At 54.6% G+C, this 10,807-nt stretch carries 6 protein-coding genes; 5 read left to right on the top strand and 1 reads right to left on the bottom strand.

Going from position 1 to position 10,807, the window contains the following annotated elements; genetic code table 11:
- Window positions 1–578: 578 nt before the first annotated feature.
- The gene (locus V8L71_RS17155) at window positions 579–2,195 is read left to right on the top strand and encodes a methyl-accepting chemotaxis protein (RefSeq protein ID WP_336274899.1); all 1,617 of its coding nucleotides are present in this window, start codon (window positions 579–581) and stop codon (window positions 2,193–2,195) included.
- A 96-nt stretch (window positions 2,196–2,291) separates the two neighbouring features.
- Here V8L71_RS17155 and V8L71_RS17150 read toward each other — a convergent pair whose 3' ends face one another.
- Window positions 2,292–5,786, bottom strand: coding sequence for a putative bifunctional diguanylate cyclase/phosphodiesterase (locus V8L71_RS17150; RefSeq protein WP_336274898.1), 3,495 nt, complete (start codon window positions 5,784–5,786; stop codon window positions 2,292–2,294).
- Between the two features lie 253 nt (window positions 5,787–6,039).
- On the opposite strand from V8L71_RS17150, the gene V8L71_RS17145 reads away from it, so the two are divergent.
- The 4 genes from V8L71_RS17145 to V8L71_RS17130 all read left to right on the top strand — a co-directional run bounded on the left by V8L71_RS17145 (window position 6,040) and on the right by V8L71_RS17130 (window position 10,744).
- The gene (locus V8L71_RS17145; RefSeq protein WP_101146531.1) at window positions 6,040–6,441 is read left to right on the top strand and encodes a DUF2784 domain-containing protein; all 402 of its coding nucleotides are present in this window, start codon (window positions 6,040–6,042) and stop codon (window positions 6,439–6,441) included.
- A gap of 89 nt (window positions 6,442–6,530) precedes the next feature.
- Window positions 6,531–7,766, top strand: coding sequence for a GGDEF domain-containing protein (locus tag V8L71_RS17140; RefSeq protein ID WP_336274897.1), 1,236 nt, complete (start codon window positions 6,531–6,533; stop codon window positions 7,764–7,766).
- A gap of 53 nt (window positions 7,767–7,819) precedes the next feature.
- Window positions 7,820–9,190, top strand: coding sequence for a CHAD domain-containing protein (locus tag V8L71_RS17135; protein WP_336274896.1), 1,371 nt, complete (start codon window positions 7,820–7,822; stop codon window positions 9,188–9,190).
- A 189-nt stretch (window positions 9,191–9,379) separates the two neighbouring features.
- Complete coding sequence (locus V8L71_RS17130) at window positions 9,380–10,744, top strand: S8 family serine peptidase (RefSeq protein ID WP_336274895.1); 1,365 nt, start codon at window positions 9,380–9,382, stop codon at window positions 10,742–10,744.
- Window positions 10,745–10,807 lie beyond the last annotated feature (63 nt).

Below are 10,807 nucleotides of genomic sequence, written 5' to 3'. Positions count from 1 at the left end.
GTGTGTCTGAACGCCGGAAAGTGGTTAAAAAGTAGCCGATGTAAGTCGAGCCAGTAGGTGTTTAGCGGTGTTACAGCCTGAGTGCGGTACTGGCTGAGGTACTATGAGAAATCCAGGCTAGCTATTATTTATAATATGCAAACCTTAATCATTGTGAGCACCATACGCAAGCCGTTTGTAACGATACATTTTGATGCCTGACTTACTTGGCTGGTCTTAATCTTTCTTCGGGATTAACGCTACTGATTTAATGAGATTATCCTTAAAAAGAATAATGCCCTTTGTTGGGGCCTCTTCCCTATTGTCGAAATTTAACTACCGGTATCTGCCCGTGGCCGAGAGCCACTATAAGGCGAGACGAGATGTCCCGCCTAAGTTGCGTAGCTAACTCACTATTTTCCTCTTAGCTTTAGAGAGGCAGGTCGCTTATAGGCTGTGGGTAGCGGTTAAGCAGATCGCTATAGGCGTTGAACTAAAGAAATATAAAGAAAAGTCGTTGCCGTAAATATCCTTGGGAAAATTAGGTTTTCCAGGGAGCGGGGTTAGGTAAAAAATAACGTGCATAAAATGGGAAGAAAATGAGAAACATTACATTAAAAACCTTACTGACTATGCTATTGCTAATGATGATCAGTATGACCGCGATTATCGGCGCGGTGTCTATTTTTGGCGGGTTAGCTTCTAAAAGTAATATCAATGAGCTGGCTGAGATCAGCGTCGAACAAGCCAATACCGCAAATCGCATGGAGTCCAACCTCCTGGAAATGCGGCTGCGTATGTTGCGTTATGAGGAGTTTTCGCGGCTTGGCGACGATGAGCTAACAGCAACCGCGCTCAATCAGACGCAAGAAAGCCTGGATAGTAGCCTGGTCAGATTTGAAGAGTTTCGTGATATCAATGTTGATGCCTCACAGCGTCGTTTTCCCTACTTCAAGGCCGTGATTAACGGCTTTGAAAAGCTCGTCACCCCTGGGCTGATTGATGCCATCGAAGTTGGTGATGTCGAAACGATGCGGCAAGAGAGCCAACGACTCAGCACACTCGGTGCGGAATTTTCGGACAGTGTGCGTGCGTTCGCGGGTTACGCTGAGGAGCGCGCTGCTGAAATGCAGGCGGATGCCGCAAGTAGCGTTCAGCAAACCATTATCCTGACCGCAGTGTTCTTGCTGGTGGCTATTCTGCTGACCATTGGTGCTTATGTCGGCATTCAGAAACTACTCGTGGCGCCACTGCGCCATGCTGGCAAGATCTGCGCACACATTGCCAAAGGGGATCTCACCAATCAAATTGAGGTACGTGGCCGGAACGAGATCAGCACCCTGAACCAGGCGCTTCAGGAGATGCAAGCCCGCCTCGTCGACATCATCGGCTTGTTACGCCAGAGCGGTGATCAAGTGGCGCTCAGTTCCCGTGAGATAGCCGCGGGCAGCGAGGACCTGGCGACTCGTACCGAAGAGCAGGCCTCAGCGCTGCAGGAAACGGCTACCAGCATGGAGCAGATTAACTCAACCGTTCGCCAGACCAGTGAGTCCGCTACCTCGGCCAACCAGCTCAGTGAAGAAGCGGTCGGAAAGGCGACAGAGTCTCGTGAAGCCGTTATTCGCACCTCGCAGTTGATGGAAACCATGCAAGTCAGTTCACGACGCGTGCAGGACATCATCGGCACTATCGAAGAGATCGCCTTCCAGACCAATATCCTGGCTCTGAATGCGTCAGTCGAAGCTGCCAGAGCCGGTGAGCATGGCCGCGGCTTCGCTGTGGTAGCAGGAGAGGTACGCAAGCTCGCAGGCAATTCTGCCGAAGCCTCCAAAGAGATCCGTGCCATTATTCTGGAAATCACCCAGAATATTTCTGCCGGAGCTGAACAGTCGGGTCAGACACAAGAGGAAATGGACGCCACTATGCAGGCCATTCAGAAGGTCACGACCATGATGCAGGCGATTCAGAGTGCCGTGCAAGAGCAGGAGAGTGGTATCAGCCAAGTGTCGATAGCCGTCAATCAGATGGACAGTGCAACCCAGCAAAACGTTTCTCTGGTCGAGCAGACCAGCACCGCGGCGGCGTCACTGGAAGACGAGTCTGTCCGCCTGGCAGATCTTGTCAGCACCTTCCAGCTCAGAGAAGGCGCTGCATCGTTGGCTCCCTCACTGCCTCAAAAGCAGCTGCGTACCGAGGTGCCCACTGCAGCAAGCTAACGATAATCTAATGCGGGCCAGCAGGCTCATATAACGAAAACCATTGAAGACTCAACATCAGGGTGGCCTCCGTGGAGGATCACCTTGATGTTGCCGTTATACGTTGTGTGTCATCAGTGCTTTTTGCGTGAGCCATGTGATGAGGCTATCCAGCGGTATAGGTTTGGCAAACAGGTAGCCTTGGAAAACCTCGCAGCCTAGCGACATCAAATAGTCGTGCTGTTCTCCCGTTTCGATACCTTCGGCAACCACCCTGAGATCAAGCTCCAGCGCCAAGGTAATAACGCCCTGGCAGATGGCGGCGTTCTTGTCGCTCTTGGCGGCATCCTGCACGAAGCTGCGGTCGATCTTGATCTTGTCGATGGGCAGGTCGCGCAGGTAACTCAGGCTGGAAAAACCGGTGCCGAAGTCGTCAATGGCAGTACTGACGCCCATGCTACTCAGGGCATGGAGGATATCGATGGCGCCGTCGGCATCACGCATCAAGATGCCTTCGGTCAGTTCCAGCTCCAGATGCTCAGGTGCAAGGTGCGTCTCGTTCAGTACGTTGCGCAACGTGCTGAGGAAGTTGGGACGGTGAAACTGAAGGGGCGACAGGTTGACTGCCATACGTCCTTTTAATAAGCCTTGTGCCACCAGCTGTTGAGCATCTTTGCAGGCCTGCCGCATCACCCAGCGGCTCAGCGGAATGATCTGACCAGTCTCCTCCGCAATGGGAATAAATTTCGCTGGCGAGATAAAACCCTTGGTCGGGTGGTACCAGCGAACCAGCGCTTCCAGTCCGTCGACCTCGCCTTCTCGATTAATCAGGGGCTGGTAATGCAGGTTGAGATGACCGTGCTCGATGGCTTCCTGTAGCTCACTGCGCAGGGTAACGCGCTGGCTGAGCTTTCTGTCGAGATCTTCTGTGTACACCTCGTAGGTATTACGACCTTGCTGCTTGGCTTTATACATGGCCATGTCAGCGTGCTGAAGCAGCCGCTCAGGTTCATCGAGCCCGCCGCGGTTCACGGCGATACCAATGCTGGCCGATACGTGGAGCTCGTGGCCGCTGACTCGGTGAGGCTTATTGAGTGCATCCAGCAGCCGGCCGGCCACTTCTTCGGCTTCATCGGGGTGATTCAAGTCGGGTAGCAGCAGCACGAACTCATCGCCACCCAAACGGGCGAGGGTGTCACTGACCCGCAATCCTTGCTGCAGCTTCTCTGCCACGCTGATCAAAAGCTGATCACCAACGTTGTGGCCGAGCGTATCGTTGATTGGTTTGAACTCGTCCAGGTCAACGAACAGTACGGCCAATGTTTGGCCATTGCGAGCGGCCAATTCGAGGTCATGGGCCAGACGGTCGCTGAATAGCGCTCGATTGCCAAGGCCGGTCAAAACGTCGTGGGTCGCCTGATAAGCCAGCTGGCTCTCCTGCTCCTTGCGATCGGAGATATCATTGATGATGCAGATAAAGTGGCTAACCTGTTGATTGGCATCCTTCACCGGCGACAGAAGCAGCTGGTTCCAAAAGGGGGAGCCATCGCGACGATAAGTGCGCACGGTGGTGGATAGGCTAATGCCTTGCTGGATCGCTGCTTGGATCTGCACGGTGTCCGCAGTATCCGTTTCAGCGCCGCTGAGGAGTAGCGGCGCATGGCCGACGGCTTCTTGCTCTAGGTAACCGGTAATATGCGTGAACGCAGGGTTCACATAAACTACCTGTTTCTCCTCCGTACGAACGTCAATGATCATGGCGCCGTTGCCGCTTGCCGCAAGGCTTCGTTCTAGAATGAGCAGCCGCTCCTCGGCGGCAACGCGATCGGTGATGTCCTTGGCAATACCGAAGACGCCGTTGACCTCACCATCGACCACGATGGGCACCATCGTTACTTCCAAATCTTGAGTAGCTGCCTCGTCGTGCGCAAAGCGCATAGTATAGCTGCTGGGCAGGCCGTTAACGGCGCGCTGGAAAGCGGACTCCGTTCGCTCAATATCCTGCCTGGAACAGGCTGGTTCGCAGATGACGGAGCGGAAGTGCTTTTCCAGTAGCTCGCTTTCCGAGAGTCCCACGATGGCTTCCGTCACCGGATTGAGGCTTTCGTAGGTGCCGTCACGGTTATAGGCAAATACCGCATCTGGGTTCTGGGTGAACAGGGATCGGAAGCGCTGCTCATTGAGCTGCAAAGTGGCGGCCTGTTGATCACGAAAAGCGCTTAGGGCACGGCTGATGATCAACTGATAAGAAAACACTAACCCCATTAGGCCGAAGATCACCGGCAAAGCGCCGGGCAGGCTGCTCAGCGACAGCGGACCGTCTAGTGCTGTAATCGTGAAGGTCGGCCCGCCGGGCAGCGCTACCTCGTGGGAATCAAACGCCCTCGGGATAAGCGCTCCGTGCCAACTTTTGGCGGCCAACGTGCCCCACGTTTGGTCGTTTGAGGTATAAGTGATGATGAAGCCACTTGTATCCAGGTGACGCTGCAACTGGATGATCTCGGCTAAGTCGATGGCAGCCAGCATGGTGGTCTGTCCCCGATCGAGCGTCACCGCTAGTAAACCGTGGCTGCTGCGTTCGGGATCAGGAAAATGCCAGCTGATACGCTGATGAAGTTCATTTTGTAGACGTAGCCAGCCCAGTGTCGCGGGGCCGGTCAGCTGATCCATCATCCATAGTAGGTTTGCGGGTTCGCGGCCCACTCGCCATCGTATTTGGGCGTCATCGGCTAAGTGAACGATGGCCAGCAAGCTTGGCTCGTCACGCATAAAGGTTCGCATCTCTACTTCTTGGAGCTCGCGAACGACGTTACGACCCTCGCCTCTTAACGCCATCCAGCGCTCTGTTAGGCGCTCAACCTGTTTTACTTTTGACTCAATTCGCTGCTCCATGCCATCGGCGACATTGTTTACAAGCGTATCGGCAGCGGTGAGGCGGGCGTTGTACTGTACCCAACTGCTGACCAGCCAGATCATGATACTGACTGTGACGCCTAACACACCAACGATAATGGCAGAGCGGGGCAGTGGCAGCGTCGGATAGGTGCGCTGATGGGCAATAATCAATAGAGCTGCGCCCAGCAGGAGGCAGAATAAGCTACCCATGGAGGTGAGGCCTGCCACCGAGTTGGGTGGCGTCTGGGTGATCAGTGGGTAAGCCAACGTAGTAACGCCGATGATGATCGATGCCCAGCCGATCAAACGATAACCGCGCCGGGTGCCCCCTGATGTTGGAGAAAAGAAACAACTCGTTCCCATAATCACTACCAGCAACGCAGGTACCGTGCCCAGGCGTGGCTGCCCGGTGAGCCATGAAAGCCCGTCGTCCGTTCCCGGTGCGAGAAGATCGTGGCCAAGGCTATAACCACCCAATGCGAGCATCAGGCCGCCAGCTAAACGTCGCCAGCGTGACTGGTGGCTCAGAAGGGCCAGCAGGCCGACGCTAACCACCAGCACGGCAAGGGTGCCGTCAGGGCTCAAACGCCACTGTGGGGGTAGTGGAAGGTGTGCAACGCGGTCTAGCAGCAGGCTGCTGACACTGATCAGCAAGCTGCTAGTGAGCAGAATCAAAAGCCAAGCCTGCATGGCGAGACGACGGTTACTCTGAGCCATCTGCTGTTGTTGTCCTTGGGCTATGGTGGGAGGGTAAAGCTTTGCCCCAATGGGAGGAGACGCTGGGAGGGCCTTACAGGCGGTCTTTTTGTCGGCGGTGACCAAAAATATTGCGCTGTTATACAGGAGTAAGTCTAGTGCGCAATGAGCGATAAGTATTATAAATAGGATGTTATTAACGAGCGCTGGTATTCATGTAAACAAATGTTTCAGTTAGAGGTTGAGGTGTTTTGTGCCAGATAGCCCATTCCCTATGCCACCGTCCCTGCTACTTTTACTAGCCGACGCCATCCTCATACTTCATGTGTTGTTTGTGACCTTCGTGGTACTCGGCTTATTCGCAGTATACGCGGGCTATTTTCTGAACTGGCAGTGGGTGCGCAATCGCATTTTCCGCATCGTGCATTTGTGCGCGATTGGCTATGTGGTCGTTCAAGCCTGGTTAGGTGTTGTTTGTCCGTTAACCACCTGGGAAATGGCGCTTAGAGCAGAGGTGGGCGCTGGCAACTATTCGGGGTCATTTATTCAGCACTGGCTGCATAGCTTGCTCTATTTCACGTTACCGGCGTGGGTGTTTGTGGTGGTTTATTCGCTATTCGGCAGCTTGGTGTTGGCCAGTTGGCTGGTGGTGAAGCCGCATAAGCGTGTTCGCTAACTCACTCCAGTTGACTGTTCCGGTTAGTGGAGTAGCTTTGCTTAGTGAACCCGAAAGAAATCACCGCGTTACTCAGGGAGTGTGGGGCTTTGCCATTACAAAAAAAGCGGAACCAGGTGCATTGGTTAACGGGCCAATTTTGCGACGCTGACAGTGAGTCGATGTATCGCAAGTCTATCCAGGAAAGCGTTAGGTTAGAGTTCAGCCTTTCTCTGAGTGTTGCCACCTTAGTCTTTGGTATGTTTGCGATTTCGGATTACTACTTGCTCGGTCTCACCCGAAAGTTTTACCTGCTCCTTACCATGCGCATTGTAGTGGTAAGCCTTTGCCTGCTTGTGGCCTTCATTGTCAGGTACGGGAGAGGGCGCTTTTATCGAGCTTGGTTGCACGCCTTGCCATTGTGGATATTAGCAACGGGTATCATTTTGATTATTCCCTTGCGCCCCGAAAGTCTCTCCACTCAAATCACCGCGGTGGTAGTCGCCACTATGGCGTTCTATCTTCTAATTCCCAGCCTGCTAACCGTGGTGGTTTTTGCCAGCCTCTACTTAAATATTGGCTTTTTAGTCGCTGCTGTTCTGTTTACGGAGATTGCCCCGATAACGGCGCTTCGCATCGCACTTTTGTTGATCATGGGAATCGTGGTGGGGTTCTTTGCCTTGCTGCGTTTGGAGAGTCTGCAGCGTAAGCAGTATGCGTTGCTTCACGAAGAGCGTGATCAAAATCACCAGTTGCACAACGAAATTGCGCACCGAAAAGCACTGGAAGAGCAACTGCGGATAGTCGCTGAGCGGGATGCGTTGACAAATCTCAATAATCGCGGCCATTTTATGAAATTGGCCCATGAGCTGTTACAGCACTCCCAGTCCGAAAAGATGCCGTTTAGCCTTTTTATGATTGATGTGGACCATTTCAAAAATATTAACGATACCTGGGGGCATAGCCATGGGGATTGGGTGCTGTCCAAAATCGCTAAGGTTTGCGCAGAGTCTCTGCGTCCATCGGATGTAATAGGGCGATTTGGTGGTGAAGAGTTTGTAGTGGCCCTGCCGAACACTAACCCAAACGATGCGCAAATCATCGCTGAGTGCTTGAAAAAGAAGGTCGCTGAGTTGCCGTTAAAGGAAGAAATGAGCGAGCTGAGCCCAAGTGTCACCATCGGGGTAGCTGCAACGAATAGTAATGAGGTCGATCTAGACTCTCTCATCACGCGGGCGGATAAGATGCTTTATGCTGGCAAGCGCGGCGGCAGGAACAAAGTCGTGGTGTGTCGCGATGGTATAAAAGAGGGCAAAGGCGGGGGCGCCTTTAATCTTACTCAATAGTTGATGCGCGTGTACTAAACTTCGTTCAACACCCTTTACTTGTGAGCGAACCCATGCGGCACTTATACCTAATGCGGCACGCCAAGGCCAAACAGCCCAGTGGCGATATGACCGACCACCAACGGCCGTTGCGAAAGCGGGGTAAGCGTCAGGCAGCGGCGATGGCGCCTGTGCTGCAGCGCTGGCAAGCGTTCGAAGGGGAGATTTACGTCAGTACAGCAGCTCGCACGCGGGAAACCTTCGACGAGATCGCGGTGCAACTGCCTGAACATACTCTGGTCGATCAGGTTCACTTCGATGAAGACCTTTACACTTTCGATGGCGCCGGGCTGCAGGCATGGCTCAAAGCGTTACCGGATGAAGCCGAAAGGGTGCTGGTGGTTGGGCATAACCCGGCGCTGCATGACCTGGCCCGTTGGCTCGATAAGACAGCGTCGCATTCGCTGCCCACCGGTAGCGTGCTGCATTTCACGCGGCCTGATACTGCCTGGAAAAGCGTAGGGCAGGGCGATGCCAAGCTAGTGGGGTGCCTCACCCCGGAAGCGGTCAGTTATTCACTTTTCAAGCGCCTTGCCCCCCAACCACCCAAACACAAAGGCGACACCGCCAGTCGTATCTGCGCCATGCTGGAGCACCAGTATCAGTTGATTCGGGCCTTGGAGCCTGGCGTCATCGCAGGTGTTGATCCTGAGTTTCTGCACCAGTACCGGGTCAACCTGCGCCGTAGCCGGGCAGTGGGTGAATCCGTGCGCTCCATTACCAAAGTGCCAGGCCTGAAGAAGATGCTTAAGCGGCTCAAACATCGTGCCCAGGCCACCAGTGACCTGCGTGATATTGATGTGTTTCTGGAGGATATGGCCAAGACGCCCCCGCCGCTCTCTTCGGTAGCTCGCCAGGGGTTAACGCAGTGGCTGCAGGCTAGCCAGCGGGAACGGCATCAGACGCTGTGCCAGCAGTTAAATACACCGGAGTACGCTGAAGAGCTTGAGGGCTGGCAGAGTTTTATCGCTTCCGATGATGTTGGGAAAGCGCTGTCAAAACTCACGCCAAAACGCATCAAGGCGGTACTGGATGCGCGCATCGCACGCCACGATGAGGATTTGGCGGCACTCTCATTAGACGCTCAAGACGCCGAGTTCCATGAGCTGCGCAAGGGCGTGAAGCGGATTCGCTACCTGGCTGATCTGAATCCAAAGACTCCTGAGCCGTTCCTGACTGAATTGAAGTATCGCCAGGGCCTACTCGGGGAGTATCAAGACCTGTGTTCCCGTCAAGCTTGGCTGGATGCCTTCAGCGCAAGCCCTGATAACGACCCGCAGCAACCCCAGGAGTGTGCCCAGTGGCGCGCTTCGTTAGAGAAGCCGAAGCTGGCGCTGCGCAAGAAAGTAGTGGCGTTGAAACCTCTTTCCAACGTGGCAACTTAGCGTAACGATGTACCTGAAGTGCTCACCCTTCGGGATGACGAGCGTATTCCCGCTGAACTCAATCAATCTGGCGAAGATCATTAGGTGCGTTAAGCTGAAAGCACGACTTTCTGCATAGAGAAGCTTTGCTTTCTATAGGTAAGCACTTAAGCCGCAACGTTTGAAAGCCAGACGAAATGGAGGTCAGCGATGGCTAAAAAACCGACAGGCCGTGGAAATGGCAGCAAACCCACACGCGCAAGCAGGGCGCTTGCCACCGTATCGTGTAGCACCGAAAAGCTGCTGTTGGCGGCCCTGGAGCGGGGAGGCAGTTGTCTGGAAACAGGACGTTTTCTTATCAGCTTTCGTGACGGATGGATGGAAGAGGGTATCAAGTCGTTAAAAGCCCAGAACTTTCGGGTGGCTGATGCCCGCGACTTTACCGATCAGGCCGTCAGTCTGGAAGACGCAGGGGATGCCGAAGCAATGGTGTTTCCCGAGCTAGGCGTGGCACTGGTGGGTGGTGATGCCTTGGAGCAACATGGCATGAGTGTGTTGGATAAGGTGTCAGCGGATAGTCCTATCGAAATCATTGAGCCGGAGTACTTTGCGTTTTCCGAGAGCTCTGGTTTTAAAAGCTCTGATTTTAAAAACTCTGGTTCTAAAAATTCGGAATACCTCCGCGGCTTCTTGCGGGCAGCGAGCACCATCGCGCACGACTTGGGTGTCGACCTTGATAGGGAGGACACCGGTGATGGGACTGAGTCTGATGCTCAGCAGTCGACATGGGGGCTAACTCGTTGCAGGGTGCCACAAAGCAGCTGGAGCGGTGCAGGCATTAAAGTGGCCGTGCTGGATACCGGGATGGATCTTGGCCACCTGGATTTCGCTGGACGGGAATTCGTTACCCGCTCGTTCGTCGGGGAGCCGGTGCAGGATATCAACGGGCACGGTACGCACTGTATCGGCACGGCCTGTGGCCCCCAGGCACCCAGTGGAAACAAACAGCGCTACGGGATCGCGTATGAAGCGCAGGTCTTCGTCGGCAAGGTGCTGACCAACTCGGGCAGTAGTACCGGGGCGGGCGTACTGGCTGGCTTGAACTGGGCTATCGCCAATCGGTGTGAGGTAATCTCAATGTCGCTTGGCAGCCAGAGCCCGGTGCAGGCCGCCTACACCCATGCGGGTGAAGCGGCGCTGCGTAATGGGTGCCTCATTATTGCCGCGGCGGGGAATTCTGCGACCAATACGGGCGCGCCTGCCAACTCGCCTACGGTGATGTCGGTGGCGTCCCTGGACCAGAACCTGAAGCCTTCCAGCTTTTCCAATCATGGCAAGATTGAAATTGCCGCGCCTGGGCGCGATATCTTCTCCTCATGGCCACGGCCTACTCGTCATAAGGCGATCAGTGGCACCAGCATGGCGGCGCCACACGTAGCAGGCTGCGCAGCCCTTTGGGCTCAGTCTGATGATGAATTGAGGGGAAGGAAGCTGTGGCAGCAGCTGATGGCTTCGGTGCAAGCGCTGCCATCGCCTGAATCCAGCGTGGGAGTAGGATTGGTGCAAGCGCCCTAACGTGGGCGACGCGCTGTGCAGCCACTTCTTTCAGGCCGCCCAGCGCACTCACTATGGAGATAT

The organism is Vreelandella indica (assembly GCF_037070225.1).
In the GTDB taxonomy this organism is placed as follows: domain Bacteria; phylum Pseudomonadota; class Gammaproteobacteria; order Pseudomonadales; family Halomonadaceae; genus Vreelandella; species Vreelandella arctica.
Note: the sequence above shows the minus strand (reverse complement) of the source record. Positions and strands in the feature narration are given on the sequence as shown.